The organism is Sphingomonas sp. QA11 (assembly GCF_028473665.1).
Classification (GTDB): domain Bacteria; phylum Pseudomonadota; class Alphaproteobacteria; order Sphingomonadales; family Sphingomonadaceae; genus Sphingomonas; species Sphingomonas phytovorans.
Map to the genome: position 1 here is coordinate 649439 of NZ_CP098774.1, position 17324 is coordinate 666762.

22 protein-coding genes are annotated in these 17324 nt (G+C 63.7%); 20 read left to right on the top strand and 2 right to left on the bottom strand.

From position 1 onward, the window contains the following. Positions 1-167: 167 nt before the first annotated feature. From NDN01_RS03030 to thiE, 3 genes are all read left to right on the top strand, one after another. Entirely contained in the window at positions 168-842 is a 675-nt protein-coding gene (locus NDN01_RS03030; RefSeq protein ID WP_272625732.1) for an O-methyltransferase, read from the top strand. Next, complete coding sequence (locus tag NDN01_RS03035; protein ID WP_272625734.1) at positions 839-1183, top strand: hypothetical protein; 345 nt, start codon at positions 839-841, stop codon at positions 1181-1183. Before NDN01_RS03030 ends, NDN01_RS03035 begins: the two co-directional genes overlap by 4 nt. Positions 1184-1307: 124 nt before the next feature. Next, positions 1308-2009 carry a thiamine phosphate synthase gene (gene thiE, locus NDN01_RS03040; protein ID WP_272625736.1) on the top strand — a complete coding sequence of 234 codons (702 nt, stop codon included), beginning with the start codon at positions 1308-1310 and terminating at the stop codon, positions 2007-2009. Positions 2010-2035: 26 nt separating this feature from the next. Here the strand turns inward: thiE and NDN01_RS03045 are convergent, their stop codons facing one another. Next, positions 2036-2827, bottom strand: coding sequence for a hypothetical protein (locus NDN01_RS03045; RefSeq protein WP_272625737.1), 792 nt, complete (start codon positions 2825-2827; stop codon positions 2036-2038). Positions 2828-2898: 71 nt separating this feature from the next. Then, entirely contained in the window at positions 2899-3405 is a 507-nt protein-coding gene (locus NDN01_RS03050) for a DUF882 domain-containing protein (protein ID WP_272628465.1), read from the bottom strand. Positions 3406-3524: 119 nt separating this feature from the next. Here NDN01_RS03050 and NDN01_RS03055 point away from each other — a divergent pair, with 119 nt between their 5' ends. The 17 genes from NDN01_RS03055 (at position 3525) to nuoK (ending at position 17323) form a co-directional block, all read left to right on the top strand. Further along, positions 3525-4538 (top strand): L,D-transpeptidase family protein, encoded by a 1014-nt coding sequence (locus NDN01_RS03055; RefSeq protein WP_272625738.1) that lies wholly within the window; start codon positions 3525-3527, stop codon positions 4536-4538. A 4-nt stretch (positions 4539-4542) separates the two neighbouring features. Then, positions 4543-5163, top strand: coding sequence for a M23 family metallopeptidase (locus NDN01_RS03060; RefSeq protein ID WP_272625740.1), 621 nt, complete (start codon positions 4543-4545; stop codon positions 5161-5163). Between the two features lie 37 nt (positions 5164-5200). Continuing rightward, positions 5201-5764, top strand: coding sequence for an elongation factor P (gene efp, locus NDN01_RS03065; protein ID WP_272625742.1), 564 nt, complete (start codon positions 5201-5203; stop codon positions 5762-5764). 130 nt (positions 5765-5894) lie between these two features. Further along, entirely contained in the window at positions 5895-6707 is an 813-nt protein-coding gene (locus tag NDN01_RS03070; RefSeq protein ID WP_272625744.1) for an inositol monophosphatase family protein, read from the top strand. Between the two features lie 127 nt (positions 6708-6834). Beyond that, on the top strand, positions 6835-7209 hold the full coding sequence (ndhC, locus tag NDN01_RS03075; RefSeq protein WP_272625746.1) for an NADH-quinone oxidoreductase subunit A: 375 nt from the start codon (positions 6835-6837) through the stop codon (positions 7207-7209). Then, a complete protein-coding gene (locus tag NDN01_RS03080; protein ID WP_272625747.1) occupies positions 7200-7745 on the top strand; it encodes a NuoB/complex I 20 kDa subunit family protein in 546 nt (181 codons plus the stop codon). Before ndhC ends, NDN01_RS03080 begins: the two co-directional genes overlap by 10 nt. Continuing rightward, positions 7742-8641 (top strand): NADH-quinone oxidoreductase subunit C, encoded by a 900-nt coding sequence (locus tag NDN01_RS03085; protein ID WP_272625748.1) that lies wholly within the window; start codon positions 7742-7744, stop codon positions 8639-8641. The genes NDN01_RS03080 and NDN01_RS03085 overlap by 4 nt, the downstream gene beginning before the upstream one ends. Then, entirely contained in the window at positions 8634-9869 is a 1236-nt protein-coding gene (locus NDN01_RS03090; protein ID WP_272625750.1) for an NADH-quinone oxidoreductase subunit D, read from the top strand. The genes NDN01_RS03085 and NDN01_RS03090 overlap by 8 nt, the downstream gene beginning before the upstream one ends. A gap of 30 nt (positions 9870-9899) precedes the next feature. Further along, on the top strand, positions 9900-10568 hold the full coding sequence (locus NDN01_RS03095; RefSeq protein WP_272625752.1) for a complex I 24 kDa subunit family protein: 669 nt from the start codon (positions 9900-9902) through the stop codon (positions 10566-10568). Then, positions 10565-10726 carry a hypothetical protein gene (locus NDN01_RS03100; RefSeq protein WP_272625754.1) on the top strand — a complete coding sequence of 54 codons (162 nt, stop codon included), beginning with the start codon at positions 10565-10567 and terminating at the stop codon, positions 10724-10726. The genes NDN01_RS03095 and NDN01_RS03100 overlap by 4 nt, the downstream gene beginning before the upstream one ends. Next, positions 10727-12028, top strand: coding sequence for an NADH-quinone oxidoreductase subunit NuoF (nuoF, locus tag NDN01_RS03105; protein WP_272625756.1), 1302 nt, complete (start codon positions 10727-10729; stop codon positions 12026-12028). It begins immediately after the preceding gene. Beyond that, positions 12025-12687 (top strand): hypothetical protein, encoded by a 663-nt coding sequence (locus NDN01_RS03110; protein ID WP_272625758.1) that lies wholly within the window; start codon positions 12025-12027, stop codon positions 12685-12687. Before nuoF ends, NDN01_RS03110 begins: the two co-directional genes overlap by 4 nt. A 14-nt stretch (positions 12688-12701) precedes the next feature. Next, positions 12702-14702: an NADH-quinone oxidoreductase subunit NuoG gene (gene nuoG / locus NDN01_RS03115; RefSeq protein ID WP_272625760.1), complete on the top strand. Its 2001-nt coding sequence runs from the start codon at positions 12702-12704 to the stop codon at positions 14700-14702. A 142-nt stretch (positions 14703-14844) separates the two neighbouring features. Continuing rightward, positions 14845-15894, top strand: coding sequence for an NADH-quinone oxidoreductase subunit NuoH (gene nuoH / locus NDN01_RS03120; RefSeq protein ID WP_272625762.1), 1050 nt, complete (start codon positions 14845-14847; stop codon positions 15892-15894). Beyond that, positions 15891-16376 (top strand): NADH-quinone oxidoreductase subunit NuoI, encoded by a 486-nt coding sequence (gene nuoI / locus NDN01_RS03125; protein WP_272625764.1) that lies wholly within the window; start codon positions 15891-15893, stop codon positions 16374-16376. The genes nuoH and nuoI overlap by 4 nt, the downstream gene beginning before the upstream one ends. Positions 16377-16409: 33 nt before the next feature. After that, positions 16410-17021, top strand: a complete 612-nt coding sequence (locus tag NDN01_RS03130) for an NADH-quinone oxidoreductase subunit J (protein WP_272625765.1) — start codon at positions 16410-16412, stop codon at positions 17019-17021. Continuing rightward, complete coding sequence (gene nuoK / locus NDN01_RS03135) at positions 17018-17323, top strand: NADH-quinone oxidoreductase subunit NuoK (RefSeq protein ID WP_272625766.1); 306 nt, start codon at positions 17018-17020, stop codon at positions 17321-17323. Before NDN01_RS03130 ends, nuoK begins: the two co-directional genes overlap by 4 nt. Position 17324 lies beyond the last annotated feature (1 nt).

Here is a 17324-nt window from a genome sequence, read left to right on the forward strand (position 1 = left end):
GGCGGGGGCGTGGCGGTCGCGATGATCGGTGCCGCCGCTCCCCCACTGGCTCAGGAGGGCGCGATGTTCGGATTGATCGGAAAGCTGAAGGGCAGGCTCGGCCAGCGCGCCGGGGTTGGGAGCGGCGCTGAGACTCGATCGATCGGCGACGGGCCAGGAGCGGGGAAATGAGCGACGCCGCCTGGACCGCCGTCGACGACTATATCGTCGATCATCTGATCGGGGCCGATGCGGCGCTCGATGCCGCATTGATCGCGAACGAGGCGGGCGGCCTGCCCGCGATCGACGTTTCGGCCGCGCAGGGGAAGATGCTTCATTTGCTCGCGCGAATGGCCGGTGCCCGGCACATTCTTGAGGTCGGGACGCTCGGCGGCTATTCGACGATCTGGCTGGCGCGGGCACTCCCCGAGGACGGCCGGCTGGTGACGCTCGAACTTGAATCGCACCATGCCGATGTCGCGCGTGGCAACATCGCGGTGGCGGGTTTTGCCGGCAAGGTCGATATCCGGGTTGGACCCGCGATCGGGTCGCTGGATGCGATGATCGCTGCGGGCGAGGGGCCGTTCGATTTCATCTTCATCGATGCCGATAAGCCGAGCAACGTTGCTTATCTGCGCGCGGCGCTCGCCCTCGGGCGAACGGGGACGACGATCGTTGTCGACAATGTCATCCGCGAGGGCGGGGTGCTCGACGCGACCAGCGACGACGACCGCATCCGGGGCACGCGCGCGCTGTTCGAGGCGGTCGCGGCCGAACCGAGGCTCAGCGCGACGGCAGTCCAGACCGTCGGGGCGAAGAAATGGGACGGGTTCCTGCTCGCTGTGGTGAACGGCCCGGTGTGACCTTCGCCTATCACCGCAGCCTGTCACCGATGCTGGCGGTCCTGCTCGGCCTTGCGGTGATGGAGATGCTCGTCGTTCACCTCGTCGTCGTCGCGGCCTGGGGCTGGCACGCTGCGCTCGTCTTCGGGATCATCGATCTGTCGCTGGTCGCTGCACTGTTCGGGCTGATCCGTTCCTTCCGGCGGATGCCCGTTCTGATCGGGGATGGCAGGCTTACGATGCGCGCTGGCTGGTTGAAAATGATCACGATCGAGATCGACCAGATTGCCGGTTTTCGCCCGCAATGGGACGCAGCGGCGATCAAGCAGCGTGATTTGCTCAATCTCGCGCTGCTTGCCTAGCCCAATGTCGTCCTCGATCTGAAACAGCCGATCCTGCTAGGCCGCCGTCGCATCTCCGCGATCGCCCATAAGCTCGATGAGCCAGCGACTTTCCATGCCGCCATAGCGGCGCTACGGCAGGGCGATGACTGAAGAAGATCCGTTGGGCCCGCTCGATCCCGATTTCGCCGCGCAATTCACGCGCGATGTCCGGCGGCCTCCGTGCCAGCTCTACCTCGTGTCGCCGCTCGATGTCAGTGGCGCCTTTCCCGACCGGCTGGCGCGAGCGCTTGATGCCGGGCCGGTCGCGGCGTTCCAGTTCCGCGTGAAGGACATCGACCAGCACGAGGCGGCCCGGCTGGGTGAACCGCTCCGCGCGATTTGCGCCGAGCGGGATGTGGCGTTCATCGTCAACGACAGCATCTCGCTCGCGAAACGGCTGGATGCCGACGGCGTGCATCTCGGACAGGAAGATGGCGATCCGCGCGAGGCGCGGACAGTGCTTGGCCCCGCGGCGCAGATCGGCGTCACTTGCCATGACAGCCGCCATCTCGCGATGGAGGCGGGGGAGGCCGGGGCCGATTATGTTGCGTTCGGCAGCTTCTACCCCACCACGACCAAGCAGGTCAGCCACCACCCGGATCCTTCGATCCTGAGCTGGTGGTCAACCGTGTTCGAAATCCCGTGCGTCGCGATCGGCGGGATCACGCCGGTCAATGCTCCACCGCTGGTCAAGGCCGGTGCGGACTTCATCGCCGTGTCGAATGCGGTGTGGGGTGGGGACGAGGTTGCGGCGATCAAGGCTTTCGCTGAGTTACTTGCCCCGAGTACCTTCGGGACGACTTGATATCGCTTCTTGATCGAGTGGGATAATTATCCCGTGTGGCCTGTGGTTTCTCCCGAGGCCGTTATGGGGCTGGCAAAATACCAGGACATCCGTTCCGGCCTCATTTCGCTGACCGCGTCGTCGATATAGCTGCCCGGCAACAGGCTGGTCAGCATGGTGCGCCAGGGGAAATCGTCCCGGCTGCGGTTTTCAGCCCAGATCAGCCGCAGTTCATGCGTCTTCTCGAACCGGCGCGCGATGGTCTCGCTGATGCCCGGCACGACGAATTCGTGCAGTTCCAGCAGGAAGGGCACCGTGGCGAGCGCCGGGATCTTTACCGGGTCAAGCAGGCTTTCTTCATAGCCCTCGACATCCATGATTACGACCGCGCCGCTTGCCCCGTCCAGCGCGGCCTTCAGGCCATCGGCTTCGCATGTTGCCAGGATGGTCACACGATCAGCGACGTTGTTGGAAGCAGCCATCTCGGCAATCGCGGCACGACCCTCGGCCTCCATCTCGAACGCGATCACGCGGGCATCCGGCAGGCGTAAAGCAAGGCCGACGGCATAATAGCCCTCCGCCGCGCCGACATCGACGATGAGAGAGGGCTTCGATGTGATGATCTGCTCGATAACGGCGGCTAGCTCACGCTCGTAGATGCCGAGGAGCTTCGGCACATAGGCGCTGCCGACTGAGTGGTCGACATAACGCATGCCTTTGAACGGGCCATCCGTAACCCGCTGGCCAGTGCGATTGCGGGCCAGTGCGACAAAATATCGGTGAGGCCTGACAAAGTCGGGGGCGAACTTCCGGGCGAGCGTTTCGACGAGTCGTAGCATAAGCGGACTCCTGTGATCGCAGTCGTGATCGCGTCTGTCCGACTATAAAGCTTTTTCTTGTGTTGTATCTGTTACCAGCGGCGCACGGGCCCCGTATCGACATGGACGAAGCCGTCGCGCGGATAATAGCCGACTCCCCCGCCACCCAGTGCAAGCGCTGCGCCGCGAAGCCGCTCAAGCGAGACGCCGGGGATCATGATGTCGGTCGCCTTGCCGACCATGTGCTGACTCTGGCTCGCGACGCCAGTGTGCTCGCCGCCGCGGGCGCGCAGCGACGCGTTGGTCCGGGGTGAGCGATAGCCGGAGATCAGGTCGATCTTGCGGCTGCCGCTGATCTCCAGCTTCTCGCGAAGCTGCACCAGCAAGGCGAGGAGCTTGCGGTCCATCGGAAATATCTGGCCGGTGCGCCAGTCGCGGAGACCATGATTCAGTTCCGCAAGGCCGTCAGCGACGAATTCGCCGCTGCGCGCGAAGACGGCGTCGACACTCTCGTTATTGTGCACGTTGCGGATCGCCAGCCGCCACTCGGCGCCGGCCGCCATCGCGGGCAGGGGAAGCGCGAGCGCGGCACCGGCCATCACCGCACGGCCGATCAGCGCGCGTCGCGAGAGGATGGGACCATCGACTTGTTCCGGGCCGGAAACAAGCCGGCTGTCCATCGTTGATTGCATGGCAGGCAATCTAGGAGATTGAAACTATGAGAAAAATAACGATCGGCGCAGCCTGTCTCGCTTTTGCCTCTCTTGGCCCCGTTGGCGCGACTGATCTGGGAACAAATGCACAGGAGCCGCAAACAATCGATCGTTCGATTCTGCATGTGCAGGTGATTCTCGATCATCTCGGTTTCTCTCCCGGCATCCTTGACGGACGTCCCGGCAAGTCGCTGACGGCCGCGCTGAAGGGTTTCCAGGAATCGCGCGGGCTGAAGATCACCGGCGAGATTGATCGCGCGACCTTGCAGGCACTCCATCCGTATCGCGCGTGGCGGCCGACGCGTACCCTCGCGCTCACGCCGGGCATGCTGGCCGGGCCCTATACCAATCCGCTTCCCAAGGACCCGCAGGAACAGGCGAAACTCCCCGCGCTCGGCTACCGTTCTCCGATGGAGAAGCTGGCGGAAATGTTCCACACCACGCCGCAGGTGTTGCTCGCGATGAACAACCCCCGGACCGGGCTCGAGCCTGGATCGAAGGTCACCTTCCCCAACGCGCTCCCGGTATCGCGCGCATATGATGCGAAGCTGCCGGCTGACTGGCGCAAGACGCTAAACGACCTGAACGTCTCCGCCGATCAGCCGCAGGGAGTGAAGGTGGTGGTGGACAAGTCGGACGAGGTGCTGCGCGTGCTCGACAAACAGGGCAGGTTGGTCGCCCAGTTTCAGGCGACGATGGGGAGCAGGCATGATCCACTGCCGATCGGCACCTGGAAAATCCAGGGGGCGTCCTACAATCCGCCGTTTCACTATAACCCGGATCTGTTTTGGGACGCGAAAGCCAATGCGAAGGCCGCGACGTTGCCCCCCGGTCCGAATGGTCCGGTCGGGGTGATCTGGCTCGACCTTTCGAAACCGCATTATGGCATTCACGGTACGCCCGAGCCGAGCACGATCGGCCGCGCCGAAAGCCATGGCTGCATCCGCCTGAGCAACTGGGACGCTGCACGCCTGTCCCTCATGGTGAAGCCGGGCACGCCGGCTGTGTTCCAGGAATGATGTCGTGAGGAAGCTCGGCCGCGGTTTCCTGATGCTGATCTGTGTCGTCGTCGGGGTGTTCGTCGCGCTGGTGCTGTTGGGGCAAACCCTGCCCGATGCGAAACAGCAGCCAAGGGTGACGACGGTAATGGCCACGCCCACCGTGTCGTCGGCACCGGTCCAGATAGTCGGCGATCGACACGGACTGCTCGCGATACCGGTAGCGGGCGTGGCACGGGGCGCCATCGCCGACAGCTGGGAAGACCCCCGCGATGGTGGCGCGCGTCAACATCACGGGACGGACATCCCGGCGGCCGCCGGCACGCTGGTGGCTGCGGCTGCGGCCGGCACGATCGAGAAGCTGTTCCAGAGCGCGGCGGGCGGGACGACACTCTATGTCAGGTCGCCTGACCGCCTCTGGGTCTATTATTATGCTCATCTCTCCGGTTATGCGCCGGGCGTGCAGGAAGGGCAGGTGGTGAAGGTTGGGGATGCGCTGGGCTATGTCGGCGATACCGGCAATGCCGGGGCTGGCAATTTCCATCTCCATTTCGGCCTCGGTCGCACCACGCCGGAACAGCATTGGTACCAGGCGCAGGACGTCAATCCCTACCCCTACCTTGCCGGAAAGCCGTCCTCTCGCTAAAGGCCGCGCCTTCGCTCTTTCCATCACAGGCATCCCCATGAAGATCAACGCGGTCGAGATTCGTCCCGGCAACATTCTCGAATATGAAGGCGGCATCTGGCGCGCGGTGAAAATCCAGCACACGCAGCCCGGTAAGGGCGGTGCCTATATGCAGGTCGAGATGAAGAACCTGATCGACGGCCGGAAGAACAATGTCCGTTTCCGCTCGGCCGAATCGCTTGAGAAGGTGCGGCTCGAGACGACTGATTTCCAGTTCCTGTTTCGTGAGGGCGACCAGCTGACCTTCATGGACAAGGTCAATTACGAACAGATCACGCTTGATGCAGGCATCCTCGGCGATGCCGCTGCCTTCCTGCAGGATGGCATGGATGTGGTGATGGAGCTCTGGGAGGAGCGCCCGATCTCGGTGCAGCTCCCGGACACGATCGAGGCGCTGATTGTCGAGGCCGATGCGGTGGTGAAGGGGCAGACCGCTTCGTCAAGCTACAAGCCTGCGATCCTGGAGAATGGCGTCCGCGTGATGGTGCCGCCGCATATCGGCGCTGGCACGCGCATCGTGGTCGATGTGTATGAGCAGACTTACGTCCGCCGCGCGGACTGATGTTTTCCTCCCCTCCCGCTTGCGGGAGGGGGCTGAGGGGTGGGCCCGCGCGCCCCTCGAACGAGCCGCTCGCGGATAGCGCGGGCCCACCCCCAACCCCTCCCGCTCGCGGGAGGGGAGGAGATTTGAATTGGTTTCCCACTCAGGCCTCATCACCGTCATGGATCGCGCCGCGCGCAAGGCAGCGCCGCGCCTGCGTCGTGACTTCAACGAGGTCCAGCACCTGCAGGTAAGCCGCAAGGGGCCTGCCGACTTCGTTTCCATGGCTGACCAGCGCGCCGAGCAGACGATTTTCGAGGAACTGTCCAAGGCGCGCCCGGACTGGGGTTTCCTGATGGAGGAGCGCGGCGAGGTCGCCGGCGATCCCAACAAGCCGCGCTGGGTCGTTGATCCGATCGACGGGACGACCAATTTCCTCCACGGCATTCCCCACTTCGCTGTTTCTATCGCGGTCGAGGAGCCGCTGGCCAACGGCAAGCGTGAGATCACCACAGGCCTGATCTATAACCCGATCACGGATGACAGCTTCTGGGCTGAAAAGGGCCGGGGCGCCTGGATGCAGGAACAGCGGCTTCGGGTGTCCGCCCGTCGCGAGCTCCCTGATGCTCTTATCGCCACGGGCATTCCGTTCCTCGGACACGGCAATTTCGCGGAGTGGAGTCGCATCTTCGGGGCGATTGCGCCTGAAGTGGCGGGCATCCGGCGGTTCGGCGCCGCGGCGCTGGATCTGGCCTGGGTCGCGGCCGGCAGGTTCGACGGCTTCTGGGAATCGGGTCTTAAGCCCTGGGACGTCGCTGCCGGTATCCTGCTGGTGCGCGAGGCCGGCGGCTTCGTGACCGATTTCCGCGGTGGCGACCGCATGATAGAGCGCGGCGAATTCCTGGCGGCGAACGACGCACTGCAATCGAAGCTTCACAAGCTGCTGGCGAACGCACTCCGCTGACCCGATTGCTCCCCGACGAGGCTCGGGAAGGATTGTTTTTGCGAGTGATTCTCACTCCTCGCGGCCTTGCCCAACAGGGGGCATCGTCCTAAAGCCGCGCCATCCATTCGCACCTGCGAGAAGCTCATTGGTCGACCTGTCGCAATATCTGCCGATCCTGCTGTTTCTGGGCGTCGCGATCGTGCTGTCCAGCGCGTTCGTGTTCCTGCCGATCATCGCCGCGCGCTTCACCGGCGCGCACAAGCCGACGCCCGAGAAGCTCACGGAATATGAATGCGGCTTCCCGGCGTTCGAGGATTCGCGCAGCCAGTTCGACGTGCGTTTCTACCTCGTCGCGATCCTGTTCATCATTTTCGATCTCGAAGCCGCGTTCCTCTATCCCTGGGCAGTCAGCGTCTTCTCGCTCGGCTGGACGGCATGGTTCGCGATGATGGGCTTCATTGCCGAACTCGCGCTCGGCCTCGTCTATGCATGGAAGAAGGGAGCGCTCGAGTGGGAGTAGAACTTACCCCCGCCGCCTCCGGTGGCGCAATCATCCCGCCTGACCAGACGTTCTTCAACGATCTGAACGGCGAACTGACCGACAAGGGTTTCCTGGTCACCTCGACCGAGGACCTGTTTCAATGGGCCCGCACTGGCTCGCTCTGGTGGATGACCTTCGGTCTCGCTTGCTGCGCCGTCGAGATGATCCATGTGAACATGCCGCGCTACGATCTTGAGCGTTTCGGCGCAGCGCCGCGCGCCTCTCCGCGTCAGTCGGACGTAATGATCGTTGCCGGCACGCTGTGCAACAAGATGGCGCCGGCGCTGCGCCGCGTCTACGACCAGATGTCGGAGCCGAAATACGTCATCTCGATGGGCTCCTGCGCCAATGGCGGCGGCTATTATCATTATAGCTACAGCGTCGTGCGCGGGTGCGACCGGATCGTCCCGGTCGACATCTACGTCCCTGGTTGCCCGCCCACCGCGGAGGCTCTGCTGTATGGCATCATGCAGTTGCAGCGGAAGATCCGCCGTATCGGAACGATCGAACGGTGAGGGCGCCGGCGCCGGCCTACACGGCCAATGACGGGGTGATTGATCGCGCGGGCGAAGTTCTCGGCGCGAGCCTTCTGTCGTCGCTCGATGCGGTCGGCGAAGTCGCGCTGACCGTCGACCGGCTTTCGCTGGTCGAGACGATGGTCGCGCTGCGCGATACGCCCGGCCTGGAATATCAGCAGCTGATGGAGATCGCTGGCGTCGACTATCCGGAACGGGCCGACCGTTTCGAGGTAGTCTATTGCCTGCTCTCGCTGACCCGCAACCACCGCATCCGCGTGCATGTGCAGACGGACGAGGAAAAGCCGGTTCCGTCGGTGACGGGTATCTGGCCGGTCGCCGGCTGGCTGGAGCGCGAAGTGTACGACATGTACGGTGTGCTCTTCTCGGGCAATGCCGATCTGCGCCGCATCCTGACCGATTACGGGTTCCGCGGCCATCCGCAGCGCAAGGATTTCCCGCTCAGCGGTTATGTCGAGCTGCGCTATTCCGAGGAAGCGAAACGGGTGGTGTACGAGCCCGTGCAACTCGCGCAGGATTTCCGCAGCTTCGATTTCATGAGCCCTTGGGAAGGCGCCGAGTATATCCTGCCCGGCGACGAGAAGGCGAAGCTCCCCGAAGCCAAGGGTGCGCCGACGCCGCTCAAGGCCGACGAGATCCAGAAGGCGGATGCCGCCAAGGCGGCCGCCGCCGTACCTCCGCCCACGCCCAAGACGACCGAGAGCCCGGCGCAGACCGGTGCCGGCAAGGCCTCGCCCGATGCCGAACCCAAGCCGGCCGAGCCGGACGTCGTGAAGAAGCCGCGCGCCGCGCGGACTAAGCCTGCCGCGTCCGACGACGCCCCCAAGGTGGCCAAGCCGCGTACGCGCAAGAAGCCGGATACGAACAATGGCTGATCATCTCGACGCCATCGAAGGCAAGCTGGATGCGGCCGACCCCAGTGTCGGCGATATCGCGATCCAGAACTACACGATCAATTTCGGCCCGCAGCATCCCGCTGCGCACGGCGTGCTTCGTCTTGTGATGGAGCTGGACGGTGAGATCGTGGAGCGGGTCGATCCGCATGTCGGCCTGCTCCACCGAGGCACTGAGAAGTTGATCGAGCACAAGACCTATCTTCAGGCGCTGCCCTATTTCGACCGGCTCGACTATTGCTCTCCGCTCGGCATGGAGCACAGCTTCGTGCTGGCGATCGAGAAGCTGCTCGATCTCGAAGTGCCGATCCGCGCGCAATATCTCCGCGTGTTCTTCGCTGAGCTGACGCGCATCTCCAACCACATGCTCAACCTCGGCAGCCACGTCATGGACGTCGGCGCGATGACGCCGAACCTGTGGCTGTTCGAGATCCGCGAAGATTGCCTCAACTTCTTCGAGCGGGTTTCCGGCGCGCGCATGCATTCGGCCTATTTCCGGCCGGGCGGGGTGCACCAGGATACGCCGCTGAAGCTGCTGACCGATATCGCCGACTGGCTCGATACGCGCCTGCCTCGCCTGTTCGAGGACGCGATCAGCCTGGTCGCGGACAACCGCATCTTCAAGCAGCGTAACGTGGACATCGCCACGGTCAGCCGCGACGATGCGATCCGCTGGGGCTTTTCCGGCCCGATGATCCGCGGCTCGGGCATCCCCTGGGATATCCGCCGGTCGCAGCCCTATGACGTCTATGCGAAGATGGACTTCGACGTGCCGGTGGGCACGCGGGGCGATTGCTACGACCGGTTCATGGTGCGCGTGGAGGAGGTCCGTCAATCCGCGCGGATCATGAAGCAGTGCCTGAACGAGATGCCCGACGGACCGATCGCGAGCCTCGACCGCAAGGTCGTGCCTCCCAAGCGCGGCGAGATGAAGCGCTCGATGGAGGCGTTGATCCACCACTTCAAGCTCTATACCGAGGGTTTCCACGTTCCTGCGGGCGACGTCTATGTCGCGACCGAGAGCCCCAAGGGCGAGTTCGGCGTTTATCTCGTCGCTGATGGCAGCAACAAGCCGTATCGCTGCAAGATCCGCCCGACCGCTTTCTCGCATCTCCAGGCGATGGACTTCATGGCCAAGGGCCACATGCTCGCCGACACCACCGCCATTCTCGGTGCGATGGATATCGTGTTCGGGGAGTGTGACCGGTGAGGACGATCGACATATTGAGCGGTAAGCAGAATGGCTGAAGCACCCAAAATCCCCGACGAGACCGAGACCCGCGCACGTTGGGGTGCGTTCGTCTGGACTGCCGAGAATCGCAAGAAGGCGACCGAGATCCTCGGCCGCTATCCCAAGGGGCGCGAGCAATCCGCGTCGCTGCCGTTGCTCGATCTCGCCCAGCGCCAGGTCGGGGCGGAAACGCAGACCCAGGGCTGGCTGCCGGTGCCGGTGATCGAATATGTCTCTCGCGAGATCGGCGTGCCGTACATGCGCGTCTATGAGGTCGCGACCTTCTATACCATGTTCAACATGGCGCCGGTCGGCCGCTATCACGTTCAGGTCTGCGGCACGACGCCATGCATGCTTGGCGGATCGGACGACGTGCTGGCTGCCTGCAAGAACCGCGGTCTCGTCAAGGGTGCAACCACGCCCGACGGCCTGTTCACGCTGACCGAGGTCGAGTGCCTGGGCGCGTGTGCTAACGCGCCGATGGTGCAGATCAACGACGACAATTACGAAGATCTGGATTACGATCGCACTGCCGCGATCCTCGATGCGCTGGCCGAGGGCAGGACGCCGCCGGCGGGTTCGCAGACCGGTCGCCGCGACAGCTGCCCGGCGGGTGGGCCGACCAGCCTCAAGGAGATGGTCGACGAGAATCACGATTACCGGGGGGAATGGGCATGAAGAATACGCTCGTCACCGTCCTCGCCATTATCGGCGGCCTGGTCGTGCTCGGCCTCGTGCTGAAGGTGACCTTCAAGCTGCTCGGCCTGCTGATCCTTATCGGCGTCGGTCTGGTCATTTACTTCGCGGTTCAGAGCGCGACGGGGAAGGGCCGCTAGATGCTCGCCGACAAGGATCGTATCTTCACCAACGTCTATGGGTTCCAGTCATGGAATCTCGATGCCGCGATCAAGCGTGGCGATTGGGATGATACCAAGGGCCTGATGGCGCGGGGCCAGGATGCCCTGATCGACGCGGTAAAGGCATCGGGCCTGCGCGGCCGTGGTGGCGCTGGTTTCCCGACCGGCACCAAATGGTCGTTCATGCCGAAGGAGCCGAAGCCCGAGCGGCCGAACTTCCTCGTCATCAACGCCGACGAATCCGAACCCGGGTCCTGCAAGGACCGCGAGATTATGCGCCATGATCCGCACAAGCTGATCGAGGGCGCGCTGATCGCCGGCTTCGCGATGCGCGCGCGCGCGGCCTATATCTACATCCGCGGCGAATATATCCGTGAGGCGGAAGTGCTCTTCGCAGCCGTTGCCGAGGCGTATGACAAGGGCCTGATCGGCAAGAATGCGAGCGGCTCGGGTTATGATTTCGACGTCTTCGTTCATCGCGGTGCTGGCGCATACATTTGCGGCGAAGAGACCGCGATGCTCGAGAGCCTCGAGGGTAAGAAGGGCCAGCCCCGCCTCAAGCCGCCATTCCCGGCTGGTGCCGGTCTGTATGGCTGCCCGACCACGGTCAACAATGTCGAATCGATCGCGGTCGTGCCGACGATCCTGCGACGCAGCCCGGAATGGTTCGCTGGCATCGGCGCCGAGAACAATCGCGGCACCAAGCTGTTCCAGATCTCGGGCCATGTGAACAAGCCCTGCGTGGTCGAGGAGGCGATGAGCATCCCCTTCCGCCAGCTGATCGAGGAACATTGCGGCGGCATCCGCGGCGGGTGGGACAATCTGCTCGCGGTGATCCCGGGCGGTTCCTCGGTGCCGCTCGTTCCGGCGGCGCAGATCATGGACTGCGCGATGGATTTCGACGGGCTGAAGGCGGTCGGTTCCGGCCTCGGCACTGCGGCGATCATCGTCATGGACAAGTCGACCGACATCGTTCGGGCGATCAGCCGCATCTCCTATTTCTACAAGCATGAGAGCTGTGGCCAGTGCACGCCGTGCCGCGAGGGTACCGGCTGGATGTGGCGCGTGATGGAGCGTCTGCGCACCGGCGATGCCGATATCAGCGAGATCGACACCTTGCAGCAGGTGACCAAGCAGATCGAAGGCCACACTATCTGTGCGCTCGGCGACGCGGCGGCATGGCCGATCCAGGGGTTGATCAAGCATTTCCGGCCCGAGCTGGAACGGCGGATCAAGGAGCGCGGGGGTGACCTCGCGCCGATGATGGAGGCGGCGGAATGAAGATTCTTGCTATCGCGGCGGCATGCCTGGTGCCGCTGGCCGCAAGCGCTGCGGCGGGGACTGACGAAGCAGCTGCATTGCGCGAAGTGCGAGCCACGGCTGAATGCGTCGTGGAGCAGAAGGCAAGCCTGGTCGGGGACCTGCTTGGCACTCTTCCGGGCTCGGACGAAGAGAACCGGGCGGCAGCACGTCTCAAGACGATTTATGCCACATGCAGTGGCGACAAGTTCGCGCTCGCGATCAGCAAATCGTCGCAGGGTCTGTTCAACGGCAGGTCCGAGCTGGCGGCGGCGGCTGTCCTGGTCGCGATGGACGGACGGAGCGTCGATACCTCCCGCGTCCAGGGCGCGCAGGCCTGGTATGCAAATGCGATCACGGGGAAGCCCGCGGGCAGGGGCTATGACGCGGTGGCTATCAATACGCAGGAATTCGGAACCTGTGTGGTCAAGGCCGCTCCGGCAGGCGCAGTCCAACTCGTCCGCTCAAAGGCAGGCAGCGCTGAGGAGGAGCAGGCGCTCGCCGCCATCAAGCCGGTACTTTCGGGCTGTGTTTTCCAGGGCAAGCCGATCAGCATGAACCGCAATCATCTGCGTCTGATGATCGCCGAGCCGCTCTATCACGCCATTGTCGACGGCCCCTCGGCCGGCCGGCGCAGCTAGCAAGTACGAACCGCATGCCAAAACTCAAAGTCGACGGAATTGAGATCGAGGTGCCCGCTGGCGCCACGGTGCTGCAGGCGTGTGAAATCGCCGGCAAGGAGATTCCGCGCTTCTGCTATCACGAGCGTCTGTCGATCGCCGGCAATTGCCGGATGTGCCTGGTCGAGGTGAAGCCTGGGCCGCCCAAGCCCCAGGCCTCCTGCGCGCTGCCGGCCGCCGAGAATCAGGAAGTCTTCACCAATACCCCGATGGTGAAGAACGCGCGCGAAGGCGTGATGGAATTCCTGCTGATCAACCATCCGCTCGATTGCCCGATCTGCGATCAGGGCGGCGAATGCGACCTGCAAGACCAGAGCCTGGCTTATGGCCGCGGCCATTCCCGCTATGACGAGAACAAGCGGGCGGTGACCGAGAAGTATATGGGTCCCATCGTGAAGACGGTGATGACCCGGTGCATTCAGTGTACCCGGTGCATCCGCTTTGCCGAGGAAGTCGCCGGCGTGGAGGAAATCGGTGCGATTTATCGCGGCGAGGACATGCAGATCACCTCCTATCTCGAAGGTGCGGTGACCAGCGAACTTTCCGGAAACGTCGTCGATCTTTGCCCGGTCGGCGCGCTGACCTCCAAGCCGTATGCGTTCGAAGCGCGGCCATGGGAGCTCAAGAAGACACTTACCATCGACGTGATGGACGCGGTCGGCACCAACATTCGCCTCGACAGCCGTGGTCGCCAGGTCCTCCGCGCGCTCCCCGTGATCAACGAGGACGTCAACGAGGAATGGGCCAGCGACAAGACCCGCCACGCCGTTGATGGTCTGGTCCGCCGCCGGCTCGACCGCCCGTTCATCCGCAAGGACGGCAAGCTGACCGAGGCAAGCTGGGACGAGGCGTTCGCTGCCATTGCCGCGGTGAACGCGGGCTCCAGCGTCGCGGCGATCCATGGCGATCTGCTCGATTGCGAGACGCTCTACGCCGCCAAGGCGCTGCTCGGTGCGATGGGCTCGACGCTGCTCGAAGGGCGGCAGACGGGCATGGATTATGACGCGACGTCGCTCGCCGCGGTCAATTTCAATACCACGATCGCGGGCGCCGAAACGGCCGATGCCATCCTGCTGGTCGGCACCAATTTGCGCTGGGAAGCGCCGCTGGTGAACACCCGCATCCGCAAGGCGATCAAGAAGGGGGCGAAGGTCTTCGCGATCGGCGAAGAGACCGACCTGACCTACAAGGTCGAGTGGCTCGGCAACGACCTGTCATTGCTTGGCAAGCTGCCCAAGCCTGCGGCCGAGGCGTTCAAGAATGCCCAGCGCCCGATGATCATCGTCGGCGGCGCTGCACTGAAGAACGGCCATGGCGCAGCGCTCGAGCTGGCCGGGTCGCTCGATCTGGTGCGTGAGAGCTGGAACGGCTTCAACGTGCTTCACATGGCTGCCTCGCGCATGGGCGGCCTGATGCTCGGGCTCGCGCAGAAGGGCGGCATCGCCGATATCGCCGCCGCCAGGCCGAAGCTCGCTTTCTTCCTCGGCGCGGACGAAGTCGATTTCTCGGCCTTCGCCGACAGTTTCAAGGTCTATATCGGCCATCACGGCGACAAGGGTGCCGCCGCGGCCGACGTCGTGCTGCCTGGCGCGAGCTATGCCGAGAAATCGGGCACCTGGGTCAATCTCGAAGGCCGGGTCCAGCGCGGCGAGCGCGCCGTGTTCCCGCCGGGCGACGCCCGCGAGGACTGGACTATCCTGCGCGCGCTGTCCGCGGTGCTGGGCAAGACTCTGCCGTTCGACACGCTCGAGGAACTGCGCGCGGCCATGGGCGTCGACACGCCCGATCTCGCCACGCTCGGCCTGCGCAGCTTCGCCTGGAGCGCGCCGGCACTCGCCGCGAAGGGAGAGGGCCCGGTCGGCTATCCGATCAAGGATTTCTATCTCACCAACGCCATCTGCCGCGCGTCCCCGACGATGCAGCGCTGCTCGGCCGAACTGATCCACGGCGAAGAGTTCGCGGAGGCAGCCGAGTGATTCACCTGGCAGCTACCTTCAGCGCTTCCCCGGCGAAGGCCGGGGTCCAGTCGCGGACCGCGAGTTCGCCGGGCGCGACGCTCCAACACGACAACCTTCCCGACTGGGCCCCGGCCTTCGCCGGGGAAGCGGAAGCAGTTAGATGACCGCCTTCTTCGTATCCTTCGGCATGCCGTTCGAATGGGCGTGGTTCATCGCCACGATCATCGGCATCCTCGTCATCGCACTGCCGCTGATGCTGGCGGTGGCTATGATCATCTATGCCGATCGCAAGATCTGGGCGGCGATGGCGCTCCGCCGTGGTCCCAACGTGGTCGGCCCGTTCGGCCTGTTGCAGAGCTTCGCCGATGGTTTGAAGGTTTTCCTCCAGGAAACCATCATCCCCACCAGCGCGAACAAGACCCTGTTCCTGCTCGCGCCGATCATCACCTTCACGGTGGCGCTGATCGTCTGGGCGGTCATTCCGTTTCAGGCAGGGGTGGTCCTCGCGGACATCAATGTCGGTCTGCTCTATGTGCTCGCGGCCTCATCGCTCGGCGTTTACGGCATCATCCTGGCCGGCTGGTCGTCCAACTCGAAATACCCCTTCTACTCGGCGATCCGTGCCGCGGCGCAGATGGTCTCGTACGAAGTCGCGATCGGCTTCGTGCTGATCTCGGTCGTGCTGTGGGCCGGCAGCTTCAACCTGTCGGAGATCGTCAACAAGCAGCAGGGGCTGTACGGTTTCATCAACGGCTTCGCGTTCAATCCGCTGCTGTTCCCGATGGCGATCGTGTTCTTCATCTCGTCGCTGGCCGAGACTCAGCGCGCGCCGTTCGACCTGACCGAGGCAGAAAGCGAACTCGTCGCCGGCTATCAGACCGAATATAGCTCGATGAGCTTCGCGCTGTTCTGGCTTGGCGAATACGCCAACGTCATCCTGATGTGCGCGCTCAACGCCACGCTCTTCTGGGGCGGCTGGCTGCCCCCGCTCGACTGGGCGCCGCTCTATTACGTGCCCGGCATCATCTGGTTGTTCGCCAAGATGCTGTTTTTCTTCTTCGTGTTCAGCTGGGTGAAGGCAACCGTCCCGCGCTACCGCTACGACCAGCTGATGCGACTTGGCTGGAAGATATTCCTCCCGCTGTCGTTGTTCTGGGTATTCCTGGTGTCGGGCTTCCTGATGCTGACGCGTTTTGGAGTTTCGTCATGAACGTCGGCCAGATCATCAAATCCTACACGCTGTGGGAATTCGTGAAGGCGCATGCGCTGACGCTTCGCTATTTCTTCAAGGCGAAGGCGACGATCAACTATCCGTTCGAGAAGAACCCGATCTCCCCGCGCTTCCGCGGCGAACATGCGCTGCGCCGCTATCCCAATGGCGAGGAACGCTGCATCGCGTGCAAGCTGTGCGAGGCGGTGTGCCCGGCCCAGGCGATCACGATCGAAGCTGAGCCGCGCGAGGACGGCAGCCGCCGCACCACGCGCTACGACATCGACATGACCAAGTGCATCTATTGCGGGCTGTGCCAGGAAGCCTGCCCGGTTGATGCCGTGGTCGAGGGGCCGAATTTCGAATTCGCCACCGAAACCCGCGAGGAGCTGATCTACGACAAGGCAAAGCTGCTCGATAATGGCGATCGCTGGGAACGTGCGATCGCCGCGAACCTTGCCGCCGATGCACCGTACCGTTAAGCGCCAGCCGAATCCGAGGGGCCTCCTGATTCCGTGATCCAGACACTCGCCTTTTATTTGTTCGCCGCGATGGTGCTGCTGTCGGCAGCGCTGACCATCTCCGCGCGCAATCCGGTCCATGCCGTGCTGTGGCTGATCCTCGCCTTCTTCAACGCGGCGGGGCTGATGGTGATCGTCGGCGCCGAGTTCATCGCGATGCTGCTGGTCATCGTCTATGTCGGTGCGGTCGCGGTGCTGTTCCTGTTCGTCGTGATGATGCTCAACATCGATTTCGCCGAACTGCGCAGCGGCTTCGCCCGTTATCTGCCGATCGGGCTGGTGCTGGCGGTCGGGCTGGCGGCGGAGATCGTCGTCGGCATCGGCGCCTATGGCGCCGGCGCGATCGAACTGAGCCGCCGGGCGGCACCGATTGCTGCCGACGTGCCCAACATCCAGGCGATCGGCAACCTGCTCTACACGCGCTACCTGTTCGTGTTCGAGGGGGCCGGCCTCGTCCTTCTCGTCGCCATGATCGGCGCGATCGTGCTGACTCATCGTGAACGTGGCGGCACCCGTCCGCAGAATATCAATCGCCAGGTCTCGCGCCGTCCGCAGGATGCGACGCGCAACACCCAGCCCGGCGTCGGCAAGGGGATCGAGCTGTGATCGGCCTGACGCATTATCTCGTCGTCGCTGCGATCCTGTTCGCGCTGGGCGTGCTCGGCATCGTCATCAACCGCAAGAATTTGATCGTCATGCTCATGGCGATCGAACTGATCCTGCTCGCGGTGAACCTGAACCTCGTCGCCTTCTCCGCCTATCTCCACGATCTGGTCGGGCAGGTGTTCGCGATGTTCGTGCTGACCGTCGCCGCCGGCGAGGCCGCGATCGGGCTCGCCATTCTCGTTATCTATTTCCGCGGACGCGGCACGATCTCGGTCGACGACGTCAACCGGATGAAGGGGTAAT